Here is a 24,198-nt window from a genome sequence, read left to right as displayed (position 1 = left end):
GTAGGAATTGGCCGCTTATATAGCGCTCCGCCGGGAAGAGTTATCTCTGCCCGATCTCCCCCGCAACAGCGGCCAGCGCCGCACCGAGAGCAAAAAGGCGTTGCTAAAGGCGATCAAGGAGCTTGGCGGAGATTGGTAAAGCGCAGCTAAGCTTGCCTAGAGACAGGTTCCCCATGCAGGCGAGTCCGATGCAGCGATAAGTTCTTCGACGCTGGTCCGCAATTTCTGCTGATCCACTTGCAGATAGACCTCGCCCAGAGCCTTGATATCACCTCGACATAATTTCTCGGGATGGGCGTCCTGGTTCCCCATTCTCTGTTTGAACCGGGCCAAGACATCCTCATTCCATTTCGGGTCGCGGAGAAAGAAGGCGTCCAGCAGGGACAATGTTTGCTTAAGCGCTTGCCTGTTCTCCACATACTGATCGGGAAAGCACTTTTCCCCCACGGTCACAGCGGTTGTCATCAAAGCAGCGACGCACATGGTTCCGACATCAGGGGCGATATAGTAATCTTCGTCCTGCGTTGGCGCGGGGTCGCTTTCCTGTGCGCCAACCCATGTTGCCATCAAGAGGGCAGAGGCCGCAACAATCGCTCCTATTGCCTTCATATGATCAATCTTCCGCATCCAGCCCATAGGCCGTGTGCAGCACCCGCACCGCCAGCTCGGTATAATCCTCCTCGATCAGCACGCTGACCTTGATCTCGCTGGTGGTGATCGCCTGGATATTGACGCCGCGATCGGCGAGGGCAGAGAACATGGTGCTGGCGACACCGGCATGGCTGCGCATCCCGACGCCGACGACCGAGATTTTGGCGACATTGGTATCGGGGATCAGGCGGTTATAGCCGATCTCGTCCTGGGCCTGATCGAGCAGGTCAAGCGCGCGCGGCAGGTCGGCCTGGGGCACGGTGAAGGTGACATCGGTCTCGCCCTTGTCGCGGCCGACATTCTGAATGATCATATCGACATTGATCGCCGCATCGGCGAGCGGGATAAAGATCGCCGCCACCGCGCCCGGCTTGTCGGGGACGCGGGTGAGGGTGATTTTCGCTTCATTCTTGTCATAGGCGATGCCGCTGATCAGCTGGCGTTCCATTTCGCTTTCCTCCACTTCGTCATCGCTGACGATCAATGTTCCGGGCAGGCTGTCCGCAGGCGGCGCATCATCGCCGGTAAAGGATGACAGCACCTGTATGCGTACATTTTCCTTCATCGCGAGGCCGACCGAGCGCGTCTGCAGCACCTTGGCGCCGACACTGGCAAGCTCCAGCATTTCCTCAAAGGTCAATTGCTTCAGCTTGCGCGCCTTGGCGACGATGCGCGGGTCGGTGGTGTAGACGCCGTCGACATCGGTATAGATATCGCAGCGATCGGCCTTGACCGCCGCCGCTACCGCCACTGCACTGGTGTCCGATCCGCCGCGGCCCAGGGTCGCGACCCGACCATCATCGCTCAATCCCTGAAAGCCGGGGATGATGGCAATCTCGCCCGATTGCATCGCGCTGATCAGCGCGTCGCTTTCAATCTCTTCAATCCGCGCCTTGCTATGCGCCTCAATCGTGCGCACCGGCAATTGCCAGCCAAGCCAGCTTCGCGCCTTGGCTCCGATGGATTGCAACGCAATCGCCAACAGACCAGATGTCACCTGTTCGCCGCTGGCGACGACAACATCATATTCCGCCGGATCATAAAGCGAGCTTGCCTCACGACAGAAATTGACCAGCCTGTCGGTCTCGCCCGCCATGGCAGAGACCACCACCGCGACCTCATGCCCGGCATCGGCCTGACGCTTCACCAGCTGCGCCACGCGGCGGATGCGCTCAATACCCGCCATCGACGTGCCGCCAAATTTCATTACGATACGCGCCATGGGGTGTATTATCGTCCTGTTTTCATTGGATGGCTTCCCATCGGGATGATCGGTTGCCATATGGGTGATATCTATTTCTCACGCTGATAATCAGAGGTGCCAGACATGGCAAGCACAGGAACAGCCACAACCGGATCAATTATCGACGCCGAGGCCGAGCATTTTGGCAAGCTCGCGGCTGACTGGTGGGATCCGAAAGGCTCCTCGGCGATGCTGCATCGGCTTAATCCGGTGAGGCTGGGCTATATTCGGGAGGCGATTGATCGCCATTTTGAGAGCAATCCGCGCGACCGCAGGCCATTGGCGGGCAAGAAGGTGCTGGATGTTGGCTGCGGTGCCGGTCTGCTGTGCGAGCCACTGGCGCGGCTGGGTGGCGATGTCACCGGGCTGGATGCGGCGGCGGAGAATATCGCGGTGGCCAAGGCACATGCCGAGCAGAGCGGGCTCAGCATCGATTATCTTCATCGGCCGGTCGAGGAACTGGACACCGATGGCTTTGATCTGGTGACCTCGCTTGAGGTGATTGAACATGTTGCCGATCCCGTGGCCTTTGCCGCCTCGCTTGCGGCCAAGCTGGCCCCTGGTGGGTTGATGATTGTCTCCACCCCCAATCGCACCAACCTGTCGCGGCTATTGCTGGTGGAAGGCGCGGAGCTGTCGGGCATGATCCCGCGCGGCACCCATGATTGGAACAAGTTTCTGACGCCCGAAGAACTGGAAGCGATCTTCGCCGAGCAGGGGCTGGCGATGGATCATGTCACCGGCATCGCCTTTTCGCCCGATAAGGGGCTGCATCTCAGCGACAATATCGCGCTCAACTATATCGCCTGCCTGCATCACGCAGAATGAGACGTGCCGTGCAGTTTCGCGACTACCGATCCGAGGACAAGGCTGCTTGTCTGGCGCTGTTTGATAGCAATGTGCCGCGCTATTTCGATCCCAGTGAACGGCAGTTATTCAGCGATTTTCTCGATGACCCGCGCGGGCCTTATTTTGTGCTGGAGCTTGACGGGGATACTGTCGGCTGTGGTGGCTATGCGCGTGAGGAACCGGATGCCGACGGCACTCGGGCGGTGACGTTCACCTGGGGTATGGTGGACAATGCGCGGCACAAGGAAGGTCTGGGCAAGGCATTGGCTGAGCACCGGCTGGCGGTGATCCGCCGCGAAAGCGGTCTGGACGAAGTGCGCCTTTCGACCACGCCCGCAGTTGCGCCATTCTTTGCGCGTTTTGGCTTTGTCGCAGGGCCGGTCGAAAAGGACGGCTATGCGCCCGGCATGGATAAGGTCGAAATGCGGATGGCGCTGTAAATCCTCCCCCTTGGGGGAGGGGAACCAGCGAAGCTGGTGGAGGGGCACAGGCAGCATATGGCTATGCTTGAGATACAGTTGCTGGTTAGCATCCACGTGAAGATAGACCGCTGATTATCTAGGCCTTGGATCATGCCGAGGGTGCCCCTCCACCGTCTGCGACGGTCCCCCTCCCCGTTCCGGGGAGGATATGCCGAAACAGGCCCCGCCTGCACGGGTGTTAGAAGTCCACTTGGTCATAATGGGCGGGCGGTTTGATCACTTCCATTCTCTCGGACAAGAGAGGGCGGAAAGAGGGGCGCGACTTGAAGACGCTGTACCAGCCCTTGGTCTGTTCATGCCCGGCCCAGTCAATGCCGCCCAGATAATCCGCCACCGAAATCTGCGCCGCTGTTGCCAGATCGGCGAGGCTGAGCGTCGCGCCGGCGAGCCAGCTGCGATGGTCGATCAGATAATCGATATAGTCGAGATGGGTGTTGGCGCGGCGCATTGCCTCGCGCAATATCCGCGCTTCGGGTGGCTGGCGTGTGACCAGCCGCTTGGTCATGCGCTCATGCAATAGCGGCGCGACAACATCGCCGTAGAAATGCTCATCTGCCCAGGCCACCAGCCGCCGGGTTTCGGCGCGATAGGCAGCAGTGCCGCCGAGCATTGGCGTCTTTTCCTCGGTCTCCTCAAGATATTCGCAGATCGCACGGCTGTCGGACAGCACCAGCTTGCGTTCGTCATGCACCATGGTCGGAGTGCGCCCGGTCGGGTTCATGGTGAGAAATTCGTCGCGCATCTCCCACGGATTTTCGCGGACCAGATCATAGCCAATGCCTTTTTCGCTCATCAGCAAGCGAACCTTGCGCGAAAAAGGGCAGAGCGGGAATTGATAGAGTTGCCACATAATCCGTCTCATGCAGCAGCCAAGCGGTAAGGTCTAGTAACAGGGTATCACAAGAGCGAATTTTCGGTGGAAAGCCGCTGTGTGCGCTTAAAATGCCGGGGCGAGAATATGAAAATGCGAAGAATTCGCGCTTTCATCAATCTTGTGGCTTTTGGGCAACATGGCATAAAGACATGTAATATAAGGCAAAAATCTCCATAAGGTCATAAACCGCCGGTTTCTTTCGACAGGCTGCGCGCCATATTCATCTTGCGGCTATTTTACACTGCTTACCCGAAGCTCAGGTGTTCGGTCATCCCGATCGCCTGATTTTAGTAAGCAAGTAGAGGTTATTATGCGTAAGTTTACATATGCCGCAATTGCAGCTGCCGCTGCAGCGACAGCCATGGCTTCCCCGGCTATGGCACAAGACACTGGCGATGCCGAGATCTTTGTCGGCACCCAGGTGGGTTACCATGATCTTGGTACCAACTTTATCGGTGATGATGACGGCTTTATCTATGGCGTCTATGGCGGCGTCGATGTGCCGATCGGCGGCCAGGTATTTGCTGGTCTGGAAGGTAACTTCAATCTCGGCACCAATGCGATTGACAGCGAATATGGTATTGCCGGTCGTCTGGGTATCTATGCCGGAGACCGTACCAAGCTGTTTGTTCGCGGCGGTTATCAAGAGGTCAATTTTGACCTGGGCAATGTGCTCAATGTCGCCAATCCGCCCAATATTGATGACACCGATGGTGATTATCTGCTCGGCGGTGGTGCCGAATTCCAGTTGAACGAAAATCTGTCCTTCCGCGCTGGTATCGACACCATCGCGTTTGACAGTGTTCGTCTGACCTCGGGTCTGCAGCTGAATTTCTGATTGCGCTGCAGCTAAGCCCCTCCTCTTTAGAGGAGGGGTTGGGGTGGTGGAGTTACTAAGCACTTTGCTTATGGCTTAACCACCCCGCTGCGACTAAGGGCCTTACGGCCCTAAGTCTCACTGCCCCTCCTCTGAAGAGGAGGGGTTTATTGTATCTTTATTCCGCCGCCACCGCTTCGGATTCGTCATCATTGAGCGGGTGGTCCAGTCGCTCGACCATCTCTTTCGGGCAGACCTGCCAGAACTGATCGCGATAGACATCCCAATTGGCGAGGATTTCCTCGGCCCATTGGCTGCCTGTCATGCGCACATGCTGGCCGATCAGATGTTTCAGGTCTTCCTCCCAATGGGCGCTGTTGAGGCGTTGCCACAGGATGGATTCCGGATTGGCGTGGCGGGCGAAATTATTGTCACGGTCCAGCACAAAGGCCATGCCGCCGGTCATACCCGCGCCGAAATTATGGCCAACCTGGCCCAGAATAACGGCGACGCCACCGGTCATATATTCGCAGGCATTGGCACCCACACCCTCGACCACGACATGCGCGCCGCTATTGCGCACGGCAAAGCGCTCACCCGCGCGCCCGGCGGCAAAGAGAAAGCCCGAGGTTGCGCCATAGAGCACAGTGTTGCCGAGGATAACGTTATCCTGCGTCACCAATGGTGAGCTGACCGTGGGTCGCACGCTGATAATGCCGCCGGAAAGGCCCTTGCCGACATAGTCATTGGCATCACCAAAGATTTCCAGCCTTATACCCTGACACAGAAACGCACCCAATGACTGGCCCGCACTTCCACGCAGCCGCACATGGACATGGCCATGGGCCAGCGCCTTCATGCCATAAGTCTTGGTGATCTCGGCAGAAAGCCGTGTCCCCACCGCGCGATGGGTGTTGCGCACATTATAGGTGAGCTGCATCTTCTCTCGCCGTTCAAATACCGGCGCGGCATCGTGGATAATCTGTGCGTCGAGACTGTCCGGAACCGGATTGCGATGCTCCTCCAGTGAGAAACGACGTTCGGTATCGGGGGCATCGACCTTGGCGAGGATCGGGTTGAGGTCCAAGTCATCAAGATGCTCGGCACCGCGGCTCACTTGACGCAGCAACTCGGTGCGCCCGACAATCTCGTCCAATGTGCGATAGCCCAGCCGCGCCAGTATCTCGCGCACTTCCTCGGCGATAAAGGTCATCAGATTGATCACCTTTTCTGGCGTTCCAGTGAACTTCTCGCGCAGCCGCTCATCCTGCACGCAGACGCCAACCGGGCAGGTATTGCTGTGGCACTGGCGTACCATGATGCAGCCCATGGCGACGAGGCTGAGCGTGCCGATGCCATATTCCTCGGCACCCAATATCGCGGCAATGACAATGTCGCGCCCGGTCTTCAGGCCACCATCGGTGCGCAGCTTCACCCGGTGGCGCAGCTTGTTGAGCGTCAGCACCTGATTGGCCTCGCTCAGCCCCATTTCCCATGGCGTGCCTGCGTTCTTGATGCTGGTCTGCGGGCTGGCTCCGGTACCGCCGCTATGGCCGGATACAAGGATCACATCGGCATGGGCTTTGGCAACACCGGCAGCAATAGTGCCGATGCCTGCTGACGACACCAGCTTGACGCACACCCGCGCGCGCGGATTGATCTGTTTGAGGTCATAGATCAACTGCGCCAGATCCTCGATCGAATAGATATCATGATGCGGCGGCGGGCTGATCAGCGTGACGCCCGGCGTTGAGTGGCGTAGCTTGGCGATAAACTCGCTGACCTTGAAGCCGGGAAGCTGGCCGCCTTCGCCGGGCTTGGCACCCTGTGCGACCTTGATCTCAATCTCCTCACAGGCACCAAGATACTCCGCCGTCACGCCAAAGCGGCCCGAAGCCACCTGCTTGATCGGGCTGTTGGCATTGTCGCCATCGGGATAAGGCTGGTACCGCTCCTTGCTCTCACCGCCTTCGCCCGACACCGACTTCGCGCCGATACGGTTCATCGCAATGGCGAGCGTCTCATGCGCTTCGGGAGACAGCGCGCCCAAGGACATTCCGGGCGTGATGAAGCGCTTGCGGATTTCGGTGGTGGCTTCGACCTCGTCCAGCGGCACCGGTTCAGAGGCGTAATTGAATTCCATCAGATCGCGCAGCGATACCGGTGGGAGTGCTTTCACGCCTTCGGAGAAGCGCAAATAGGACGAATAGCTGTCACCCGCGACAGCACTTTGTAAGAGGTGCATCAGCTGTGCCGAATAGCTGTGTGTCTCGCCGCCCGCACGTTGTTTGTAGAAACCGCCAATGGGCAATTTCGCGACCAATGAGTCGAACGCCTCATCATGCCGGTCAGTGGCGTTGACATGTAGTGACGCATAGCCCTCGCCGGAAATCTTGCTTGGCATACCGGGGAAGAGATCATTCACCAGCGCGCGGCTGAGACCTACCGCCTCAAAATTATAGCCGCCGCGATAGCTGGAGATCACCGAGATCCCCATCTTCGCCATAATCTTCAGCAAGCCATCATCAATCGCCTTGCGGTAATTGGCGATACACTGTTCCAGACTGAGATTTGGGTACAAATCACGTCCATGTCGGTCGGCAATCGCTGCCTCTGCGAGATAGGCGTTAACCGTCGTGGCACCGACGCCGATCATCACGGCATGATCATGCGTGGTCATCGCTTCGGCAGCGCGGATATTGACCGAGGCGAAAGAGCGAAGTCCCCGGCGCACCAAATGCGTATGCACCGCAGCGGTGGCGAGGATCATGCTCATCGCCACATTGTCCTCATCAATCGCATCATCGCTGAGGAAAATCTCGGTCTTGCCCTCGCGCACCGCCTGTTCGGCCTCGTTGCGGATGCGGTTAATCGCGGCGCGCATTCCTTTGACATCGCTACCGGCCGGGAATGTGCAGCTAATTTCGGCTGCCTGTTTGCCAAAGGCCTGTTTCAGCCGGAACCAGTCGCGATTGCACAGCACCGGAGAGTCGAGCACCAGCACATCATCATTCTGGCTGTCCTGTTCCAGAATATTGGCGAGATTGGAAAAGCGCGTTTTCAGGCTCATCACATGGCGTTCGCGCAAAGAATCAATCGGCGGGTTAGTCACCTGGCTGAAATTCTGGCGGAAAAACTCGCTGATCGCGCGCGGTTTGGCGCTGACCACTGCAAGCGGGGTGTCATCGCCCATCGAGCCAATGGCTTCCTTGCCTGCAGCCGCCATGGGCGAGAGGATCATTTCCATATCCTCAAGCGTCACGCCCGCTGCAACCTGTCGGCGGATTAGCTCGGCCTTGTCCCAGGGCAGCGAGTCATGTTCGCCCTCGGCTGCGGGCAGATCATCCACGGTGCGGAAGCCTTTGACCAGCTCTTCATAAGGCTGCTCGGCGGCAATACGGTCCTTGATCGCATGGTCGTCATAAATCTCGCCCGCTTCCAGATCGACCGCGATCATCTTGCCGGGGCCGAGCGCGCCTTTTTCGACAATGGTATTTTCCGGCACCACCACCATGCCGGTTTCCGATCCGATGATCAGCAGGCCATCGGCGGTGCGTGAATAGCGCAGCGGACGCAGCGCATTGCGGTCAACGCCGGCCACCGCCCATTTGCCATCGGTCATCGCCAGCGCCGCCGGGCCATCCCATGGCTCCATCACGCTCGCCATATATTGATACATGGCGAGGTGATTATCGGGCACATCGCCAATGCCATCGCCGAGCGAGGATTGCCAGGCTTCAGGCACCAGCATGATCTTCGCCGTCGGTGCCTCACGGCCCGAACGACAGATAGTTTCAAACACCGTATCCAGCGCCGCCGTATCCGACGCGCCCGCCGGGATGACCGGCTTTATGTCCTCGGATTCCGCGCCAAAGGCGAGGCTTGCCATTTTGATCTCATGGCTCTTCATCCAGTTCTTGTTGCCGCGGATGGTGTTGATCTCACCATTATGCGCCAAGGTGCGGAAGGGTTGGGCCAGCCACCATTGCGGGAAGGTATTGGTCGAATAACGCTGGTGGAAAATCGCCAACCGGCTTTCAAACCGCTCATCGACAAGATCAGGATAGAATACTGACAGGCTCTCGGCGAGGAACAGGCCTTTATAAATGATCGAGCGGCAGGAGAGCGAGCAGATGTAGAAATCGTTGATCTGCGCCGCGATCACCTTTTTCTCGATACGGCGGCGCACCAGATAGAGCCGCTTTTCAAACTCGTCATGGCTCTCTTCATCGGGCATTGGCCCGGCGATCATGATCTGCTCGATCTCGGGCCGGGTGATATGCGCCTTTTCGCCGATAACCGAGACATCAATCGGCACCTGCCGCCAGCCATAAATGGTATAGCCAGCGTCAATAATCTCGGCCTCGACAATGGTGCGGCAGGTCTCCTGCGCATTGAGGTCGGTGCGCGGCAGGAACACCATGCCGACCGCGAGCGTATTGGGCAGCACCTTATGACCGCTATCTGCAATCGCATCATCGAAAAAACGCACCGGCAGATCGACATGAATCCCCGCGCCATCGCCGGTCATGCCATCAGCATCGACCGCGCCGCGATGCCACACCGCTTTCAACGCATCAATCGCCGCCTCGACCACCCGGCGCGATGGCTGTCCATCACATGCGGCCACAAGCCCCACACCACACGCATCGCGCTCGGTTTCAGGGTGATACATGCCTTCGCGGGCGAGGCGGGCATGTTCGGAGGTGGGGTGATGGGTGTTCATGGTTCTGCCTATCGTCCTAATTGGTAGACTGCTGGGGGCGTGTTTTATTGGTTGATCCAGTGTTTTCGTCAGTCATTACCTTACCTGAAGGCGGTGCGGGTCTCGTCGAGATTGGTCCTGGGGTTGGAATTGGAGTGAATACATCTAAAGCCTCACCATGCCCCCCACGATTAGCTCTTTTGGCTTCGGTCAACCCATGGGCTTCCAGTTCTTCGTCGCTAAACCATTTATCAAAGCCCCTTGGGAAACTCATTTGCATGATGCCCAACGCTGCCTTGCGCAAATAGATTAGTTTCTTGAAAAACCGTTCCGAAAGATCATCATCAAAAACACCAAGTGCGGTAACGGTATCCCTTATTGAATCACAATTCGGCACGGCGTCTCGATAGGGCTCACTCTGAAAGCAAAAATTGGCTAGTGTAGGCGTATTCTCAACGATATCGTGAGCGCGTTCTGTCATTGCAAAGTTGACGAGTTCTTCATCTATAATGACTCCAGAACCGTAAATGTTATCAGGCTCAGCACCTTTCTTAAGATAGATCTGTGCTTTGGTTGTATTGAGTATCGCTGTCCGAGTAATAAACTCTGAGATAAAGTCTTCGTTCTTTTCCAAATAATCCAAAACAAGAGCCTGATCATTTGGGAAATTAGAGAGCAAGGAGCTTCGCTGCCTCTCAATCGCACGATTGTAAATTGTTTGGGTAAAACCAGGGAAATCTACGCAATACAAGAACTTAGAATAACCATTGTCATTCGCGATTTGCCCGGTTTCTCTCAGCATCTCCTTTATTTCTGGCGTATATTTGGACTTGGGGTCTTTAACCACATAGGGAACATAGTTATCGCAATAGGGATTTGCGTGTTTTACCAAATCCGCAGCAGGCTTTTGCGCATTCCCTGAACAAGCAATAGTGACAGTCGCGCACAAGCAGAGCGACAAAAGCATGGATGCTAAGTCTCTAAGTCTATTGAACAAACTGTAACTCCGTTCTCAGGCCTAGGACTCAGGCTCCGCCTCAGTCTCATAATCGCCTTGTCCTGTCTCTCTCGGCCCCAGGTCTTCGACATCAACCCCGAGCAATTGTGCGAGCCGCTTCTTTTCCAGTTCGGAAAGATCGCCATAGGTCCGCTGCGGCGGGATATCGCCCATCAGCTCTTCCGCGTTCTGCATCTGGCCAAGAAAGCGCTCGAGAAATTTGGGCATCACTTCCATGCTGGCACCGATGACCTCACGGCTGGAATAGACCGCCAGGCTTTCCGCGCCGAATTTCGCGCCGGTGTCTGTCGAGAGGAAGGTGGAGATATCATCCAACTCCTCACCGGTGAAACGGCGGGCATAGGCTTTGGCGAGGCCATCGCGGATCGCCGGCTCAACCTCATCGGAAAGCTCGATCAAGATATCGAAAACCGATTTGAACATCGCCTGTTGCCGATCGGCGAAATGCGGGTCAACAATCTCCATCAGATCCTTGATCGTGGCATCATCGGGGGGTGATATTTCGTCTTCGCTGATTCCGGCAAAGGTGGTGATTGCAGACAACGGCATCTGGTCAATCGAACCGAGCATCGGCTCAATCACCGTGCTCATGGTTTCGGCCATCATTTTCTGATAGCTGCCATCGGGCAACAGCTTTACCGCGACGGTTTCTGCTCTGGCGAGCTGGTCGGGTTCGATCGGCGCGCCATCATCCTCGACCTTGAAAATTTCGAGGAATTTGGCGAGTTCGGCATCCGTTGCCTCGCTCGCTTCGGCTTCCGCCTCTGTCTCTTGGGCAAAAACCTGTGTCGGTGCGTTCAGCGTCGCTGTCATTGCCAGAACGGTGAGGGGAAGGGTGAATTTGCGGATCATGCGGCGTCCTTCTGTGGTTCGGTTGTCTTCGCTCTGGCCGCACGCGCCTTTGCCTTCAAATAAGCGTGCATATGCTCGGCGACATCGCGGCCATCGCGTATTGCCCATACGACAAGCGACGCACCGCGGACAATGTCTCCGGCGGCAAAAACCCCGTCGAGATTGGACATCATATTCTTGTGATCGACGCGCAATGTACCCCAGCGGGTAACGCCCAGTTCGGGCGCGCCGAACAATTGAGGCAGCTCTTCCGGCTCAAAGCCCAGTGCCTTGATGACCATATCGGCTTCGACTTCATAGGCGCTGTCGGGAATCGGTTCGGGGCTGCGGCGGCCGGAAAAGTCGGGCGGGCCGAGACGCATTTTCTGGACTTTGACGCCGCTGACCGCGCCGCCATCGCCGATCAGCTCTTCCGGCGCGCTCAGCCAGACAAATTCTACGCCTTCTTCCTCGGCATTGCGTACCTCATTTTGCGAGCCGGGCATATTTTCCTTGTCGCGGCGATAGAGGCATTTCACCGATTTCGCGCCCTGGCGAATGGCGGTGCGGACGCAATCCATCGCGGTATCGCCGCCGCCGATCACCACCACATGCTTGTCTCTGGCATCGAGTGTGCCGTCTTCAAAGGCGGGCACATCATCGCCAAAACTCATACGGTTCGACGCGGTGAGATAATCCAGTGCAGCATGCACACCGCTCAGTACTGATCCCGGTAGCCTGAGATCGCGCGCCTTATAGACGCCAGTGGCGATCAGTATCGCATCATGCTTTTGGCGCAGTTCCTCCAGTGTCGCATCCTCGCCGACGCTGAAATTCTCATGGATATGGATATCGGCTTCTTTTAGCCGTTCTACGCGGCGCATCACCACCGGCTTTTCCAGCTTGAAGCCGGGAATGCCATAGGTCAGCAGCCCGCCTGCGCGGTCATGCCGGTCATAGACATGCACCTCATAGCCACCCATGCGCATATATTCCGCCGTTGCCAGACCCGCTGGACCAGCGCCAATAATGCCGATCGACTGGCCTTTTTCCGGGCCAACAGAGATCGGTTCAACCCACCCTTCGGCCCATGCAGTGTCGGTAATATATTTCTCGACCGAGCCGATGGTGACGGCATCATGACCGGAAAATTCAATCACACAATTGCCTTCGCACAGCCGATCCTGCGGGCAGATGCGGCCGCAAATCTCGGGCATGGTCGAGGTGGAGTTGGACAGCTCATACGCCTCGCGCAGCCGTCCTTCCGCGGTCAGCCGCAGCCAATCGGGGATATGGTTGTGCAGCGGGCAATGCACCGAGCAATAGGGCACACCACATTGCGAGCAGCGCCCAGACTGTTCTTTGGCGGCTTCTTCGGGATAGCGGTCGGCGATTTCCTGAAAATCCTCGGTGCGCAATTTGGGGTCACGCTTTTCGGGATAAGCCTGATCGGTATCGACAAAGCGCAGCATGGGGTCAGTGACAGGCTTGGACATGGCGTCGGATAATCCTTGGTGAAACGGGGGTCAGCCGGACAGCACGCAAAAATATTGTGCAACGAGGCCGTTCAGCCATCGTTTAGCGCCCCAAGGCGATGGAGTCACGCAAAAACTGCAATATAAGACAGTAATACTGACATAAATAGATTTCTCATGACGCGCGCCTTATATTTTTGGAGGTGTAGCTGACATTAAACGGCCGAACCGGACCTATAATGCTGCGCGACAGAATGAATCGTCATTGCGAGCGAAGCGAAGCAATCCAGTGCGGCTTGGTGCTGCTCTGGATTGGTTGACCTTCGGTCGCCTTCGGCCCGCTTCGCTCGCAATGACTTGCTTTAATCAGGGATGAGAATGCTCTAGGGGCTGCAATATTAGCTCGGTGCGAGAGGAACTACATGTCATTTCTGCAAATGCTGATTATCGCCATTGTTCAGGGCATCAGCGAATTTCTGCCTATATCATCGTCCGGCCATCTGATCCTGATCCAATATGCCACCGACTATGCCGATCAGGGCCCGCTGATTGATGTTGCGGCGCATGTTGGTTCGCTATTGGCGATTATCGCCTATTTCTTCCGCGATAGCTGGGGGTTGGTGCGCGGCGGCTTTGCGACCATCGGCATCGGCAAGGCGCCCGCCGAGCGCCGGCTGTTCTGGTGGATCGTTATCGGCACCATCCCGGCGGCAGGCTTCGGGCTGTTCCTCAAAATGGGCGATTATCTCGAGAGTTTCCGCTTTGCCGAGCTAATCGCGATCAACCTGATTGTCTATGGCATCTTGCTGGGGCTGGCGGACCGCTATGGCGCGTCGACCAAGACCTATGAGGATATGACCCTGCGCGATGGCGTCATTGTCGGTCTGGCGCAGGCATTGGCGTTGATCCCCGGCACCAGCCGCTCGGGCGTCACCATGACTGCGGCACGCTTCCTCGGCTTTGGCAGAGTGGAAGCGGCGCGCTTCTCCTTTCTGCTTTCGATCCCCGCTGTCGCCGGCGCAGGGGTGTTGATCGTGCCTGACATATTGGAGGCAGGCGGTGGGCTGGTGACGGAAGCGCTGATTGTCGGCGGCCTGACCTTCCTCGCGGCCTTTGTCACCATGGCGTTTCTGATGCAGTTCCTCAAACGGGCCTCGATGCTGGTGTTTGTCATTTACCGCGTCGCATTAGGTATCTTGCTGCTGGTGCTGCTTAACCTTGGAACCATCGAGTCAGCCCAGGAACCACTGCCGGAGCCTGTGCCGGTTCCGGACTCCAGCTTTGATAATGCAAGGCTTGAATAGTCTAAAAATTCGCTTGCGCTTTTCGGGTCAGCCGCGCCATGGTGACGCGGTTGATTCCCCAGACATAATCAAAAAAGGAGAAGCCTGATGTACAGCCATATGATGGTCGGCAGCAACGATATTGAACGCTCGAAGAAATTTTACGACGCCACTTTCCAGGCCTTTGGTGGTCGCGAAGGCATGGTCGATCCCAAGGGACGCCTGCTCTATATGCATAATGGCGGCATGTTTCTGGTGACCCCGCCGATCGATGGTGAGCCTGCGACCTCAGGCAATGGCATGACCATTGGTTTTGCGATGTCTCCCGATGAAGCCAATGCTTGGCACGCTGCTGGTGTTGAGGCAGGCGGCACCGCGATTGAAGATCCGCCGGGCATCCGCGAAGGCAATGGCATGAAAATGTATCTCGCCTATTTGCGTGACCCCGATGGCAACAAGCTGTGCGCATTGAGCCGGGTCGAGGATTGATCCGCATAAGTGTCTGCCGAGCAGAAACTGCATGAAGAATTGAAATCGCTGGGGATCGCCTTTGAACAGGTCGATCACCCGGCGGTTTTTACGACGCTCGACAGCAGCCAGATTGAAAAGAATATCGCAGGAGCAGCGACGAAGAACCTGTTTCTCAAAGATGCCGACGGCCATTTTGCGCTGGTAACCGTGCCAGCCGAAAAGCGTGTTGACCTGGGCCAGTTGCGGCGGATGACCGGGGCCAAGCGGTACAGCTTTGGTAGCGCAGACGAGATGGAACAAATACTCGGCGTGACCCCCGGATCGGTAACACCATTGGCGGCGATGAATGTCAGCGCTGGCAAAGTCCAAATCGTTATCGATGAAATCCTGACCGCACAGCCCCGTGTCAATGTCCACCCGCTGCGCAATACCGCGACGATCAGCCTGTCCGGGCTGGCGCTGGTGCAGCTATTGGTGCGCTGGCGCCATGCGCCGCTGATTATTCCGGTCCCATCCAAAGCGGCGGGGCCGGAGCCAGCCTAGGGTCTCGACCTGAAGGGGACGTGACCCTAAGCCTTGGCTCATGGGAACCTGAAGAGAAGCGAATGAATCCGCTGCTCTCGGAAAGAATGAGAGTAGTGTTCAGAAATACGGGCTAGCCGCAACTCTTTATCTCCTTCCGTGTAACAAGCGTAACGTAAGCGTAAAATCACGCCAATCGGACACTGATCGATAATGGATAATAGCAAAACCGATATGGATATATATTTTTGGTTGCCAGTGTCGCGATTGCGGCGGAGGGCATTCATCTCCATATGCAATTAAGGCTATGATGGCCTGTGTTTGCGGTATTGAGAAAACGGAGTTTCCCCTGACCGACAATCCGAAAGACAGCCGAGCCAGGCCGGAATCGCGTGCTGTTCCGCGCGGACGTATTTCGCGGCTGGGGCGCTTTGGGCAGTTGGCCGGCGGCATTGCTGGTGGCGTGGTTGCCGAAGGTGCACGCCGCGTGGCGCGCGGTGAACGGCCCAAGATGCGCGATATGTTGCTGACACCAGGCAATGTGAACCGCGTCGCCGATCAGCTATCGCAATTGCGTGGCGCGGCGATGAAGCTGGGGCAGATGATCTCGATGGACGCGGGCGATATGCTGCCCGAAGAGCTGTCAGCGCTGCTCGCGCGGCTGCGCGACAAGGCCTATCATATGCCGCCCAAACAGTTGCAGCAGACGCTGAACGAACAATGGGGTGAGGGTTGGCGCCGCCGCTTCAAGCGTTTCACTGCGCATCCGGTGGCCGCTGCCTCTATTGGTCAGGTGCATCGCGCTACGACACCCGATGGTCGCGAGCTGGCGATCAAGGTGCAATATCCCGGCATTACCGACAGCATCGATAGTGATGTCGACAATGTCGCGACGCTGCTGCGCGTCTCCGGCATGTTGCCCAAAGAGCTGGATATTCAGCCGCTGCTCGAAGAGGCGAAGCGGCAATTGCATGAGGAAACCGATTATCTGCGCGAGGGCAATGAAATGCGCGAATTTGGCGCGCTGCTCGCCGATGATCCGCGTTTTGTCGTGCCGGTGCTGGATGAGGAATTCACCACCGACCGGGTGCTGGCGATGAGTTGGGAGGAGGGCCATGCGATTGAGAAGCTGGCCGATGCCGATCAGGAACAGCGCAACCAGGTGATGACCGCGCTGATGGAGCTGGTGCTGCGCGAAATGTATGCTTTTGGCCGGATGCAAACCGATCCAAATTTTGCCAATTATCGCTATCGCCCGGAGACAAATCAGCTGGTGCTGCTTGATTTTGGCGCGGCGCGCGAGGTGGATCAGCAAGCGGTGACCAATTATCGCGCGCTGCTCAAGGCCGGGCTGGCGCAGGACCATGAGGCAGTGCTGCAGGGCGCGCTCAATGCCGGGTTTATGAGTCCGTTAGCGGTTGAGCGGCACCGCGATATTATTGACCGAATGGTAAGTATCATTGTCGAGGAAGCCAACCGCCCGGGTCTGTTCGACTTTGGCGACCGTGCCTTTGTCGGCGTGCTGGCGGAGCAAGGCCGTTCCATGGCCGAAGACCGCGCCATCTGGCACATCCCGCCGGTTGAAGCGCTGTTCCTGCAACGCAAGATCAGCGGCACTGCGCTGCTGGCGGCGCGGTTAAAGGCGAAGGTGGATATTCGCTCTATGGTGGAGCGATATTTGGTGGAGGGTGATAAGGGGTAATTCGGGGACAGTTTTGTCGAGGATTTGTTTGTGCAGGCACTTGGGTGCAGAAACTGTCCCCGAATTACCCCCGCTCCGCTCTATTTTGCGCGCCCATCAAACACCCCGCCAACCCATAGCGCCCAGACAATAACTAAAGGTTGCGCCAGCAGACGCGGCCCGTGATAGCCCCAGGTCAGTGTCTCGCCGCCGACCGAGATACCGGCAAAGGCATGGTAGAAATTCGCAGGCCAGACGCACAGCGCATAAAGCGCCAGTCCGATACCCGCGGCGCGGCGGAAGCGGGGGATAAGCAGGCCGATAGCACCCAATATCTCTGCCACACCGGTAAAGGCGATAATGAATTCCTGCTGTGGTACCCAGGGCGGGGTGATCGCCAGAAACGGTTCCGGGCTGAGGAGATGCAGCACCCCGGCGGCAAAGTAGAATATCACCATCAGCCAGCGGCACAGGCTGCGAAACCGCGATCCTTCATGCGTGGCTACCATGCTGTACCTTGTCCTCTTTTCCGCGGCCCATAATGCATTTCTGTTTAGCACTCGCAAGCTCTAAACGGCTGTGATAGGCTCGCTATTGGGCGCTGGAGAAACGGGAAATATAATGCGAAATAACCGAATGTTGCCTCTATCGGCAGTATCTTTTGTGATGACTGTTGGACTAGTCGCTCCTGCCCTAGCTTCTCCCGATCAGGAATATGCCTGCGAGCCGATGGGAGACGCGTCTCCGCTGGTTATCTTGGTCGGCACTATGCCAGGCAGGGCGTTGGTTCAGCGCAACCCGTCTGGTGAGGGAGGCAGCACCCGGTTGGAAACCGTCATGCTCTTCGACCAGTCTCCGCCGGTTGCCGTTGATCAGGACCCGGCGACCTACCCAAAGCCCTATTATCAGAGCCGGGATGATTATGATGGCGCGGGCGTCAGGTTCACCTTGACCGACGACGATAGCGGCATTTTGTCCGATGGAACCATGGAAACATCGTGCCGCCTGACCGGAAAGCCGCTGTCTCACCCTGATGATATTTTGGCATTGCGTCACGCGATGACGGGTCAATGGTCGGGAGAGTTGGCGTATCGCGACTATCAGAATGATCGCTGGTTTTCGATCCCTATGAAAGTGGAGACGGGCGGGCTCAAAACCGCACGAACGTTCATTACGCTTGCCGAATTTGATGATGGTGCAAGCGGCAAAGTGCGCACGTCCAGCATGGCGATGCTCGCTGACAAAGGGGAGACTGAATATTTCACCCAATATCGCCCGGGGCGAAAGCCGGACAGCTATGCCAATAACCTTCAGGTGGTGAGCGCTACCGATCTGACCCACTGGACGATTGTCGCGACGCGCGAGGGTGTGGACGATAATCGCCCGGCATTGATCAAGGAGACCAGCGTGCGCGATGGCGATACGCTAACCACGCTGAAAGAGGTTCACTTCATCGATAATCCCGATGCCGATGATTGGGTGGTGCGCAACCGTATAACGCTGACATGGTTAGGGGCGAGCTTCTAAGGTATTTGGCCTGTAATGAAACAGAGTTTGCAACACCGTTTTTGCCATCCGCTCGGCGATGTGGTGAGCCTGTTTCTTGATGCCGATTTCCTGTGTCAGATGATGGCGGATCTCGGCAATCGGGACATTGAAGTCACGGTTGAGCCGCAGGATGATGACCGGGCGCTGGTTGATATGCGCTATACTGTGCCCGCCAATCCGCCACCTCTGATCCGCATGATTACCGGTGAGTGGGTTGACGTGCATCAGCGTAACCAGTGGAGCGGGGTGGAAAGCGCGGGTGAGGATGATGCGCTGGTCACCGCCAAAATGACGCTTGATCCAATCGGCAAACCGGCGCGTGGCAGCGGGCGGTTGCGCTTTCGTCATGATGGCGAGGCCGGGACGCTGTGTGAGGCGGCGGTTGAGGTAACATGTTCGGTGCCGCTGGCGGCGAGCTTGGTGGAGGCGATGATCATCGAGGACAGCGCCGACCTGCTCAACCGTGAATTTGCCTATATTGATGCGGCGCTGGCGGAGATGGCTGAAGGCTAGCAATCCTGCCTATACATGCCTATTTCACCCATCATGACTGATCCGGTAAATACGTCCATAAAACCGCTTCCCTTGTGGCTTGGCTATGCCGGGCTGCTGCCGCAACTGGCCTGTCTGGTGGCGGTGTTGATGGGCGGCAGTGCGGAATGGACCGCGCAAGCCGTCGCCTTTGGCTATGCTGCGCTGATCTTCAGCTTTCTTGGCGGCATATGGTGGGGACAGGCCATGGTGCGGCCGGAATTGCCCAAATGGGTGTTTATCGTGTCAGTCCTGCCCAGCCTGATCGCGCTGGCGCTATGGTTGCCCTGGGTTTATGGCCAACCTTGGCCCGGACCTTCCATGATCGCGTTGGGCGGGATGCTGGTCGCGTCGCCTCTGGTGGACCGTGCGATTGGTCAGAGCATCGCCTTACCGCCGGGCTGGATGCGGCTGCGCTGGCATTTGTCGCTGGGCCTGGGCCTCGCGACATTTGTGATCGGCATCCTCTCGGCGCAGCCTTTGTCAGTTGGCTGAGATGCTTAATACCCCTCCACCATCCGCCTACGCTAAAGCTTCGGCAGACGGTCCCCCTCCCCATCTCTTCGAGACGGGGAGGAGATAAAGTGAATCTCCTCCCCGTTGCGCAGCAATGGGGAGGTGGCAGGCACCGTAACGCAGTGAAGGTGACTGACGGAGGGGTTTTGTGCACTAAGCCTCTTTTGGCAGCGACCAGTCAATCGCGCCACGGCCTTTCTCTTCCAGAAACGCATTGGCCTGACTGAAATGCTTGCAGCCCAAAAAGCCACGATGCGCCGATAATGGCGAGGGATGCGGCGCGCTCAGAACCAGATGGCGGCTGGTATCGACAAATGCCGCTTTCTTCTGGGCATAGCTGCCCCAGAGCAGAAACACGACCGGCTCCACCTTGTCATTGACCGCATGCACCACCGCATCGGTAAACTGTTCCCAGCCCTGTCCGCGATGCGAGGCTGCCTCATGCGCCTGCACCGTCAGCACGCTGTTGAGCAACAACACGCCCTGCTCGGCCCAATAGGTCAGGTGGCCATGGCGTGGCGGTTCCAGACCAAGATCGCGCTGCAGCTCCTTATAGATATTGACCAAGGAAGGCGGCGGCGCGACACCCGGCGGCACAGAGAAACACAGGCCATGCGCCTGTCCCGGCCCGTGATAAGGGTCTTGCCCCAGAATCACGACTTTCACCTTGTCGATGGGAGTCAGGTCGAGCGCATGGAAATACTGGCTGCCCTTGGGGAAGATGCGCTTGCCCGCCTCCTTCTCGGCGCGTAAGAACGCCTTGAGCGCCGCCATATAGGGCGCACGAAACTGGTCCGCCAATGCGGTTTTCCAGCCTTGCTCCAGCTTGACGTCTTTCAGATCAGCAGTGGCAGTCGCGCCCGTCATCCCTCGCTTTCGCCTGCCAGCTTGGCGCCCATGGCAGCAGTCATCTGGAACAGCATCTCCGGGTTGTTATGGCGCATTTCTGCGACGCCGCGCTCCATATCCTGCGCCACCACGATTTCAGGTACGCCGTTCTTCATACCCTCCAATATCTGGCGAACGCATTCTTCCGGGGTCAGCCCGTTTTCAATCGAGTCATCTGATGCCTCATGCCGCGCACCATCGCCAGTGAGCGCATTGCGCGCGACATCGGTCTGCACCGATCCGGGCAGCACCGTGGTGACGCCGATATTATGTGCCTGCGACGTTTCGGCGCGCAATGCGTCGGAATAGCCGATAATGCCGTGCTTGGCGGCGCAATAGGCAGTGCGCAGCGGTATCCCGGCGCGGCCCGCAACCGAGCTGATGGCGACCATATGGCCGCTGCCATGCTTGACCATATGCGGCAGCAAAAGCTGGGTCAGCCAGATCGGTGCGAGCAGATCGGTGTCGAGTATCTTCTCATAGACATGCGGTGCGGTATCGACGGCGAGGCTGCGCTGGCTGATCCCGGCATTGTTGACGAGGATATCGACATGGCCCTGCCAAGCGACTGCTTTTTCGACGGCACCCGGCAGCGCATCCCAATCGGTGGTGTCAAAGGTGATGCTGGTGGTCTCTGTGTCGAGTTCCTTAGCCAATGCATCGAGCGCATCCTGTCGCCGCCCGGAGAGGATCAGCTTCGCCCCCTCAGCAGCAAAGGCCCGCGCCAGTGCTTCGCCAATTCCCGATGATGCGCCGGTGATCCAGATCGTCTTGCCGCTGAAATCCATTCTCTGTCCTCTCCTTGTCTTTCTTTGGCGGGACTGTGCTGTGATGCGCTTGGGAAGGCAAGGGGCTTTGCACAGTCGTCTTGTTTCGCACAAAGACACAAAGACGCGAAGGGCTTGTATCAAAAACTCCCCTTTGTGCCTTCGTGTCTTTGTGTGAGTCCCATAAGAGAAGCCTTAGCCCCGCGTGCGCGGGGCCGACGATGGCATGATTGGCTTCGACCAGGTGCATCTGAAACACTTGTTTCACATGTCACACCGGGATACAGAGTTTGACCCTTCCTCCCGATAAGCCTTGCAGGACCATCCATGACATCTGCCACCCAACCCGTCCCGGTAATCTCTGCCACCGGCCTCTTCACGCCGGAACAGTCGATCAGCAATGAAGAGCTGGTTGAGAGTTTCAACCGCTATGTTGATCTCCACAATGAGCGTAATGCCGAGGCAATTGCGGCCGGAGAGCTGGAAGCGCTGGAGAAAAGCTCGGTTGAGTTCATCGAAAAGGCGAGCGGCATCAAGGCGCGCTATGTCCTCTCCAAAGAGCCGATCCTCGATCCGGAAGTGATGTGCCCGCGTCTGCCCGAGCGGCCCAATGAAGAGATTTCCGTCCTCGCCGAAATCGGCGTGAAGGCGGCGCAACAGGCGCTGGATAATGCCGGGCGTGATGCCAAAGACGTTGATGCGGTACTGGTCGCCTGTTCCAATCTGCAGCGTGCTTACCCCGCCATTGCCGTCGAAATTCAGGACGCGCTTGGCATGGAGGATGGCTTTGGCTTTGACCTTAATGTCGCCTGTTCCTCGGCGACCTTTGGCCTGCAAACGGCGGCTGATTATATCCGTTCAGGCAGTGCACGCTCGGTGCTGGTGGTCAATCCGGAAATCTGTTCAGGCCATCTCAATTGGCGCGATCGGGACAGCCATTTCATCTTTGGCGATGTCGCGACCGCTATCCTGGTCGAGGATAAAGAGATTGCGCCCGCCGCCCATTGGGAGATTCTCGGCACCAAGCTGAAGACGCAATTTTCCAACAATATCCGCAACAATTTCGGGTTCCTCAACCGCACCCATCCCGACAGCCGCGATGATGCCGACAAGCTGTTCGTGCAGGAAGGGCGCAAGGTGTTCAAGGAAGTGGTACCGATGGTAGCAGCGATGATCCTGGAACAGATGGAACGCCTCGGCATCGACAGTACCGATCTGCGCCGCCTGTGGTTGCATCAGGCCAATGCCAATATGAACCGCATGATCGCGGCCAAGGTGCTGGGCCATGAAGCCAGCGCCGATGAAAGCCCGACAGTGCTCGACACCTATGCCAACACCTCTTCGGCGGGATCGATCATCGCGTTTCACAAACATCAGGATGATATTCAGCCGGGCGAAAAAGGCCTGATCTGCTCCTTTGGTGCCGGCTATTCGGCGGGCACGGTGTTTGTGCAAAAGGCCGCATGAAACTGCTAATTAGGGCGCGTGACAAGGTTTCATAAAAGCAAAAAAGAGAACAAAGATAAAAAGGGTATTTGGAAAAACCAATCTGCCAACAGGCGAGTCAGCAGCGTACGGAAGACACTTCTTTCCTTTTTTCCTTTGTGGCTTTTATGAAACTGAATTGGCACATGGAGGCCATTTATGACCAGTCTCTCGGCAAAAATCGTCAATATCATCCTGCGCTTGCGTGGGATCAAGAAGGTCTTTGCGAGTGAAGAGGGCGCGCTGAAAGGTGTGGCGGAAAATCGCAAAAACGGTCCCGCCAAGCCACATAGCGCGCTGCACGCCCTGTGCGACATAAGCGAGGAAAAGGTGGATGGGCATTTGGTGTATCACCTCACACCGAAATCGGGCGGCTCGGACCATCACGTGCTCTATTTCCATGGCGGTGGTTATGCCATCGACATCATGCCCGAGCATTGGAAATATCTCGCCAAGCTGATCAAAGTGACCGGCGCATCGGTGACCGTACCGATTTATCCGCTGGCGCCGGAGCATGACTGGAAACCGGCCTATGCGATGGCGGCCAAAATCTATGCCGGTCTGGTGAGCGAGACCGACGCCGCTAATATCTGTTTTATGGGTGATAGCGCAGGTGGCGGCTTCTCGCTGGCACTGGCGCAGATGCTGCGTGATGAGGGCCAACCGCTGCCCGGGCGGATAGTGCTGCTGTCACCTTGGTTGAACGCGCTCGGCGATGACCCTGAGCAGCTGCAAATCGCGCCGCATGATCATATTATCGGCATTGGCGGTATTCAGGCTATGGGCCGCTGGTGGGCGGGCGAGGGCGGCGATCCCGCTGCCTTCCCGATCAGCCCGATCAACCATGATATTACCGGCCTGCCGCCCATGGGCATGTGGAGCGGCACGCATGATATTCTCTATGTCGATGCCAAACAGATGCAGGCGAAAGCGGCTGAGGCAGGTGCCTCACTGGAAACCTATATCTGGCACGATATGCAGCATGTGTGGATGATCCTGCCGATGAAAGAGGCGGATCAGGCAATCGGCGAGATCGCGGCGTTTATGGACAGAGCCTGACACTTTTCTGTGCCTAAGATTGCGTTAGTCTCCGTTCGTGTCGAGCGTAGTCGAGACACGGCTCTCCACTGGCACCGGCCTCTCGACTTCGCTCGAGGCGAACGGGGCCTAGATCAAGTGTTCTAACGCACCTTTGCCGTCGTCGGAGCAACGCCCGCCTTTTCCAGTTCCGGCCCCAGCCGGCCAGTCAACCACATTGCCCACATTTTAAAGTCGGCTGCCAATGACCACAGCGGATAGGTAAAGGTTGCCGGGCGGTTGCGCTCAACTTTCCAATGGCTGATCCAGGCAAAGAAATAGCCCGCAACCGGCATCCCCAGCAGCAGCAACCATTGTGCTGTGATCACCGCATAAACGCCAAGCGCGACCACCAGCGAGGTGCCAACATAGTGATATGCGCGCGTCAGCGGCTTACTATGCTCCTGCAAATAGAAGGGCCAGAATTCAGCGAATGTAGTGTAGGTTTTCTCTGCCATAGGCCAAGATTAGCGTTGCGGGTGGG

The 24,198-nt window shown here is 57.3% G+C and carries 23 protein-coding genes; 12 read left to right on the top strand and 11 right to left on the bottom strand.

Annotation, left to right across the window (positions count from 1 at the left end):
- Nucleotides 1-156 precede the first annotated feature (156 nt).
- Complete coding sequence (locus RB602_RS13980; RefSeq protein WP_317081384.1) at nucleotides 157-609, bottom strand: hypothetical protein; 453 nt, start codon at nucleotides 607-609, stop codon at nucleotides 157-159.
- Between the two features lie 4 nt (nucleotides 610-613).
- On the bottom strand, nucleotides 614-1,873 hold the full coding sequence (locus tag RB602_RS13975) for an aspartate kinase (RefSeq protein ID WP_317081382.1): 1,260 nt from the start codon (nucleotides 1,871-1,873) through the stop codon (nucleotides 614-616).
- A 105-nt stretch (nucleotides 1,874-1,978) separates the two neighbouring features.
- Here RB602_RS13975 and ubiG point away from each other — a divergent pair, with 105 nt between their 5' ends.
- Nucleotides 1,979-2,722 (top strand): bifunctional 2-polyprenyl-6-hydroxyphenol methylase/3-demethylubiquinol 3-O-methyltransferase UbiG, encoded by a 744-nt coding sequence (gene ubiG / locus RB602_RS13970; protein ID WP_317081380.1) that lies wholly within the window; start codon nucleotides 1,979-1,981, stop codon nucleotides 2,720-2,722.
- 8 nt (nucleotides 2,723-2,730) lie between these two features.
- The gene (locus tag RB602_RS13965; protein WP_317081378.1) at nucleotides 2,731-3,183 is read left to right on the top strand and encodes a GNAT family N-acetyltransferase; all 453 of its coding nucleotides are present in this window, start codon (nucleotides 2,731-2,733) and stop codon (nucleotides 3,181-3,183) included.
- Nucleotides 3,184-3,403: 220 nt separating this feature from the next.
- Here RB602_RS13965 and RB602_RS13960 read toward each other — a convergent pair whose 3' ends face one another.
- Entirely contained in the window at nucleotides 3,404-4,075 is a 672-nt protein-coding gene (locus RB602_RS13960) for a glutathione S-transferase family protein (RefSeq protein ID WP_317081376.1), read from the bottom strand.
- A 334-nt stretch (nucleotides 4,076-4,409) separates the two neighbouring features.
- Here RB602_RS13960 and RB602_RS13955 point away from each other — a divergent pair, with 334 nt between their 5' ends.
- Complete coding sequence (locus RB602_RS13955; protein ID WP_317081374.1) at nucleotides 4,410-4,937, top strand: outer membrane protein; 528 nt, start codon at nucleotides 4,410-4,412, stop codon at nucleotides 4,935-4,937.
- A 157-nt stretch (nucleotides 4,938-5,094) separates the two neighbouring features.
- Here the strand turns inward: RB602_RS13955 and gltB are convergent, their stop codons facing one another.
- From gltB to RB602_RS13935, 4 genes are read right to left on the bottom strand one after another with little or no spacing between them, the layout of a single operon-like run.
- Complete coding sequence (gene gltB / locus RB602_RS13950; RefSeq protein ID WP_317081372.1) at nucleotides 5,095-9,642, bottom strand: glutamate synthase large subunit; 4,548 nt, start codon at nucleotides 9,640-9,642, stop codon at nucleotides 5,095-5,097.
- A gap of 16 nt (nucleotides 9,643-9,658) precedes the next feature.
- On the bottom strand, nucleotides 9,659-10,588 hold the full coding sequence (locus tag RB602_RS13945; protein ID WP_317081370.1) for a hypothetical protein: 930 nt from the start codon (nucleotides 10,586-10,588) through the stop codon (nucleotides 9,659-9,661).
- Nucleotides 10,589-10,639: 51 nt separating this feature from the next.
- Nucleotides 10,640-11,491 (bottom strand): DUF2059 domain-containing protein, encoded by an 852-nt coding sequence (locus RB602_RS13940; protein ID WP_317081368.1) that lies wholly within the window; start codon nucleotides 11,489-11,491, stop codon nucleotides 10,640-10,642.
- A complete protein-coding gene (locus tag RB602_RS13935; RefSeq protein ID WP_317081366.1) occupies nucleotides 11,488-12,966 on the bottom strand; it encodes an NAD(P)-dependent oxidoreductase in 1,479 nt (492 codons plus the stop codon). The genes RB602_RS13940 and RB602_RS13935 overlap by 4 nt, the downstream gene beginning before the upstream one ends.
- A 401-nt stretch (nucleotides 12,967-13,367) precedes the next feature.
- Between RB602_RS13935 and RB602_RS13930 the strand changes: the two genes are divergently transcribed.
- From RB602_RS13930 to RB602_RS13915, 4 genes are all read left to right on the top strand, one after another.
- Nucleotides 13,368-14,249 (top strand): undecaprenyl-diphosphate phosphatase, encoded by an 882-nt coding sequence (locus RB602_RS13930; protein WP_317081364.1) that lies wholly within the window; start codon nucleotides 13,368-13,370, stop codon nucleotides 14,247-14,249.
- Nucleotides 14,250-14,336: 87 nt separating this feature from the next.
- Entirely contained in the window at nucleotides 14,337-14,717 is a 381-nt protein-coding gene (locus tag RB602_RS13925) for a VOC family protein (RefSeq protein WP_317081362.1), read from the top strand.
- 9 nt (nucleotides 14,718-14,726) lie between these two features.
- A complete protein-coding gene (locus RB602_RS13920; protein WP_317081360.1) occupies nucleotides 14,727-15,242 on the top strand; it encodes a prolyl-tRNA synthetase associated domain-containing protein in 516 nt (171 codons plus the stop codon).
- Nucleotides 15,243-15,528: 286 nt separating this feature from the next.
- The gene (locus tag RB602_RS13915; protein WP_317081358.1) at nucleotides 15,529-16,923 is read left to right on the top strand and encodes an ABC1 kinase family protein; all 1,395 of its coding nucleotides are present in this window, start codon (nucleotides 15,529-15,531) and stop codon (nucleotides 16,921-16,923) included.
- Nucleotides 16,924-17,003: 80 nt separating this feature from the next.
- On the opposite strand, the gene RB602_RS13910 is transcribed toward RB602_RS13915, so the two are convergent.
- Nucleotides 17,004-17,411 (bottom strand): DoxX family protein, encoded by a 408-nt coding sequence (locus tag RB602_RS13910; protein ID WP_317081357.1) that lies wholly within the window; start codon nucleotides 17,409-17,411, stop codon nucleotides 17,004-17,006.
- A 157-nt stretch (nucleotides 17,412-17,568) separates the two neighbouring features.
- Between RB602_RS13910 and RB602_RS13905 the strand changes: the two genes are divergently transcribed.
- From RB602_RS13905 to RB602_RS13895, 3 genes are read left to right on the top strand one after another with little or no spacing between them, the layout of a single operon-like run.
- Entirely contained in the window at nucleotides 17,569-18,429 is an 861-nt protein-coding gene (locus tag RB602_RS13905; protein WP_317081356.1) for a hypothetical protein, read from the top strand.
- Between the two features lie 15 nt (nucleotides 18,430-18,444).
- Complete coding sequence (locus tag RB602_RS13900; protein WP_317081354.1) at nucleotides 18,445-18,963, top strand: DUF2505 family protein; 519 nt, start codon at nucleotides 18,445-18,447, stop codon at nucleotides 18,961-18,963.
- Between the two features lie 15 nt (nucleotides 18,964-18,978).
- Nucleotides 18,979-19,476: a DUF3429 domain-containing protein gene (locus RB602_RS13895; RefSeq protein WP_317081352.1), complete on the top strand. Its 498-nt coding sequence runs from the start codon at nucleotides 18,979-18,981 to the stop codon at nucleotides 19,474-19,476.
- Between the two features lie 174 nt (nucleotides 19,477-19,650).
- Here the strand turns inward: RB602_RS13895 and ung are convergent, their stop codons facing one another.
- Together ung and RB602_RS13885 are read right to left on the bottom strand one after the other, a co-directional pair.
- On the bottom strand, nucleotides 19,651-20,364 hold the full coding sequence (gene ung / locus RB602_RS13890; RefSeq protein ID WP_317081350.1) for a uracil-DNA glycosylase: 714 nt from the start codon (nucleotides 20,362-20,364) through the stop codon (nucleotides 19,651-19,653).
- Nucleotides 20,361-21,173 carry an SDR family NAD(P)-dependent oxidoreductase gene (locus tag RB602_RS13885; protein WP_317081348.1) on the bottom strand — a complete coding sequence of 271 codons (813 nt, stop codon included), beginning with the start codon at nucleotides 21,171-21,173 and terminating at the stop codon, nucleotides 20,361-20,363. The genes ung and RB602_RS13885 overlap by 4 nt, the downstream gene beginning before the upstream one ends.
- A gap of 306 nt (nucleotides 21,174-21,479) precedes the next feature.
- On the opposite strand from RB602_RS13885, the gene RB602_RS13880 reads away from it, so the two are divergent.
- A complete protein-coding gene (locus RB602_RS13880; RefSeq protein ID WP_317081345.1) occupies nucleotides 21,480-22,619 on the top strand; it encodes a beta-ketoacyl-ACP synthase III in 1,140 nt (379 codons plus the stop codon).
- 177 nt (nucleotides 22,620-22,796) lie between these two features.
- A complete protein-coding gene (locus RB602_RS13875; protein ID WP_317081343.1) occupies nucleotides 22,797-23,696 on the top strand; it encodes an alpha/beta hydrolase in 900 nt (299 codons plus the stop codon).
- A 122-nt stretch (nucleotides 23,697-23,818) separates the two neighbouring features.
- Here the strand turns inward: RB602_RS13875 and RB602_RS13870 are convergent, their stop codons facing one another.
- On the bottom strand, nucleotides 23,819-24,172 hold the full coding sequence (locus RB602_RS13870) for an Mpo1-like protein (protein ID WP_317081341.1): 354 nt from the start codon (nucleotides 24,170-24,172) through the stop codon (nucleotides 23,819-23,821).
- Between the last annotated feature and the right edge of the window lie 26 nt (nucleotides 24,173-24,198).

The sequence above is a fragment of the Parasphingorhabdus sp. SCSIO 66989 genome (assembly GCF_032852305.1).
Classification (GTDB): domain Bacteria; phylum Pseudomonadota; class Alphaproteobacteria; order Sphingomonadales; family Sphingomonadaceae; genus Alterisphingorhabdus; species Alterisphingorhabdus coralli.
Note: the sequence above shows the minus strand (reverse complement) of the source record. Positions and strands in the feature narration are given on the sequence as shown.

Bases quoted from the DNA above. Each gene is read 5' to 3' on its own strand.
- RB602_RS13980 (WP_317081384.1), bottom strand. From the start codon at position 609: ATGAAGGCAATAGGAGCGATTGTTGCGGCCTCTGCCCTCTTGATGGCA.
- RB602_RS13975 (WP_317081382.1), bottom strand. From the start codon at position 1,873: ATGGCGCGTATCGTAATGAAATTTGGCGGCACGTCGATGGCGGGTATT.
- ubiG (WP_317081380.1), top strand. From the start codon at position 1,979: ATGGCAAGCACAGGAACAGCCACAACCGGATCAATTATCGACGCCGAG.
- RB602_RS13960 (WP_317081376.1), bottom strand. From the start codon at position 4,075: ATGTGGCAACTCTATCAATTCCCGCTCTGCCCTTTTTCGCGCAAGGTT.
- RB602_RS13955 (WP_317081374.1), top strand. From the start codon at position 4,410: ATGCGTAAGTTTACATATGCCGCAATTGCAGCTGCCGCTGCAGCGACA.
- gltB (WP_317081372.1), bottom strand. From the start codon at position 9,642: ATGAACACCCATCACCCCACCTCCGAACATGCCCGCCTCGCCCGCGAA.
- RB602_RS13945 (WP_317081370.1), bottom strand. From the start codon at position 10,588: ATGCTTTTGTCGCTCTGCTTGTGCGCGACTGTCACTATTGCTTGTTCA.
- RB602_RS13940 (WP_317081368.1), bottom strand. From the start codon at position 11,491: ATGATCCGCAAATTCACCCTTCCCCTCACCGTTCTGGCAATGACAGCG.
- RB602_RS13935 (WP_317081366.1), bottom strand. From the start codon at position 12,966: ATGTCCAAGCCTGTCACTGACCCCATGCTGCGCTTTGTCGATACCGAT.
- RB602_RS13930 (WP_317081364.1), top strand. From the start codon at position 13,368: ATGTCATTTCTGCAAATGCTGATTATCGCCATTGTTCAGGGCATCAGC.
- RB602_RS13925 (WP_317081362.1), top strand. From the start codon at position 14,337: ATGTACAGCCATATGATGGTCGGCAGCAACGATATTGAACGCTCGAAG.
- RB602_RS13915 (WP_317081358.1), top strand. From the start codon at position 15,529: ATGATGGCCTGTGTTTGCGGTATTGAGAAAACGGAGTTTCCCCTGACC.
- RB602_RS13910 (WP_317081357.1), bottom strand. From the start codon at position 17,411: ATGGTAGCCACGCATGAAGGATCGCGGTTTCGCAGCCTGTGCCGCTGG.
- RB602_RS13905 (WP_317081356.1), top strand. From the start codon at position 17,569: ATGACTGTTGGACTAGTCGCTCCTGCCCTAGCTTCTCCCGATCAGGAA.
- RB602_RS13900 (WP_317081354.1), top strand. From the start codon at position 18,445: ATGAAACAGAGTTTGCAACACCGTTTTTGCCATCCGCTCGGCGATGTG.
- RB602_RS13895 (WP_317081352.1), top strand. From the start codon at position 18,979: ATGCCTATTTCACCCATCATGACTGATCCGGTAAATACGTCCATAAAA.
- ung (WP_317081350.1), bottom strand. From the start codon at position 20,364: ATGACGGGCGCGACTGCCACTGCTGATCTGAAAGACGTCAAGCTGGAG.
- RB602_RS13885 (WP_317081348.1), bottom strand. From the start codon at position 21,173: ATGGATTTCAGCGGCAAGACGATCTGGATCACCGGCGCATCATCGGGA.
- RB602_RS13880 (WP_317081345.1), top strand. From the start codon at position 21,480: ATGACATCTGCCACCCAACCCGTCCCGGTAATCTCTGCCACCGGCCTC.
- RB602_RS13875 (WP_317081343.1), top strand. From the start codon at position 22,797: ATGACCAGTCTCTCGGCAAAAATCGTCAATATCATCCTGCGCTTGCGT.
- RB602_RS13870 (WP_317081341.1), bottom strand. From the start codon at position 24,172: ATGGCAGAGAAAACCTACACTACATTCGCTGAATTCTGGCCCTTCTAT.